Annotated in this window: 2 protein-coding genes; one reads left to right on the forward strand and one right to left on the reverse strand. The window is 53.1% G+C overall.

The features are described from left to right. Window positions 1-1,349 (reverse strand): 30S ribosomal protein S12 methylthiotransferase RimO (gene rimO / locus AC2JC8_RS09320; RefSeq protein ID WP_484594594.1); only part of this gene is annotated, 1,349 nt, incomplete at its 3' end. Window positions 1,350-1,380: 31 nt separating this feature from the next. Here rimO and AC2JC8_RS09325 point away from each other — a divergent pair. Then, on the forward strand, window positions 1,381-1,831 hold a 451-nt coding region (locus AC2JC8_RS09325; protein ID WP_484594595.1), incomplete at its 3' end, for a BtpA/SgcQ family protein.

Raw genomic sequence — 1,831 nt, forward strand, 5'->3', positions numbered from 1 at the left:
ATTCCCACCACTTCCCCTGTTAGGTCGTATTCGCTAGCGGCGGTGATCAATACCGGCACCATTGAGCCAGGAGAGGCGCCTGCACCGTTTGCACTGCGTTGCACACGCACCTCTCCATCTACATCGGGTGCAAACCGCAAGCAGCGACCAATTAATTCTCCATTGCTTGGATTTTCCTGCTCGATCAACACATCAACAATGCGACCCACCCAAGCTGCATTGCATTCGGCACTGATCTGTTGTTGGATTTGCATCAAACGACCACGACGCTCCTCGGCAATGGCAGCGGGCACTTGATCGGGGAGGCTGGAAGCTGCGGTGCCATCTTCTGATGAGAAACAAAACACGCCTACATGATCAAAGCGCTGCTCTTGCACAAATTGGAGCAGATGCTCGAAATGAGCCTCAGTTTCTCCCGGAAAACCAACAATGAAGGTGGTGCGCATCACCGCATCGGGTAATTGCATGCGAATGCGGTTAATTAGTTCGCTGTTTACACCTTTTTGCCAAGGGCGGTTCATCGACCGCAGCAGATCTGGATGGCTGTGCTGCAGTGGTAAATCTAAATATGGCAGCACATTTGCCACTTCGCGATAGGCAGCAAGCACCTCGGGGGTAAGGCCGGTTGGGTACGCGTAATGCACCCGAATCCAGGGAATATCCACTGCCCCAAGGGCCCGCAACAATTCAGCGAGTTGTGGCTTTCCATAGAGATCAAGGCCGTAGTTAGTAGTGATCTGGCTGATCAGGATTAGTTCTTTCACCCCTTGAGCCGCCAATTGCTCAGCTTCCGCCACAATTGACTCGATTGTTCTCGAACGTTGATCACCTCGCAATTTGGGGATGATGCAGAAAGCGCAGCGGTAATCGCAACCTTCAGCCACTTTCAAGAAAGCAACCGCTTCTGAACTGGTGCGGTATCTGGGCAGGTGTTCATCCGCCACGTACGTGGGCACAGCACTCACCCGGTTCACCCGTTCACCTGCCTCCACCCGCTCCAGCACTTCAACAATGTGCTGGTAATCACCTGTGCCCACAATGGCGCGTGCTTCCGGTAGCGCTTCTAGTAGTTCTTCTTGAAAATGCTGGGCTAAGCAACCCGCAATCACAATTTGTTTGCCCTGTTCTGCCAGTTCCACCAAGGTGCGCACCGATTCAGTGCGGGCGTCTTGAATGAAAGAACACGTATTAACAACCACCACATTTGCGTCTGCTTCATCAGCGCTTACTCCATATCCAGCTTCCGCAAGAAGCCCCAACATATGTTCAGTATCAACACGATTTTTCTCGCAACCCAAGTGCGAAAAGGCGACTGTTGCTTTTTTTGTGATCAACCCTTCAGCGGCCATGGCAGCATCGGCCAATGTTTAAACCTAACCTTTGGCCGTTGCAACACCCTGGCAACAGTTATTCGAAACCCCAACAGCCCTAATTGGGGTATTGCATCTGCCGCCCTTGCCGGGTAGCCCCCGCTGGGGCGGTGATATGGAAGCGGTAAAACGCTGGGCATTGGCTGATGCTGCTGCCTACATAGGTGGAGGTGCCGCTGGCTTGGTGCTGGAAAATTTTGGGGATGGCCCATTTTTTGCAGGGGCGGTGCCAGCGGAAACGGTGGCTGCCATGGCAGTAATTGCAGAAGCGGTGGTGTCTGCTGCAAATGGCTTGCCGGTGGGTATAAATGTGCTTCGCAATGATGGGGCCGCTGCCCTTGCAATTGCAGCGGCAAGTGCTGCCAGTTTCGTGCGCGTAAATGTGCTCAGCGGCGCAATGGTTACAGATCAAGGTTTGATTCAAGGCAGGGCCGCAGAATTAATGCGGCTTAAAAGATTAC

The sequence above is a fragment of the Synechococcus sp. genome (genome assembly GCF_982614295.1).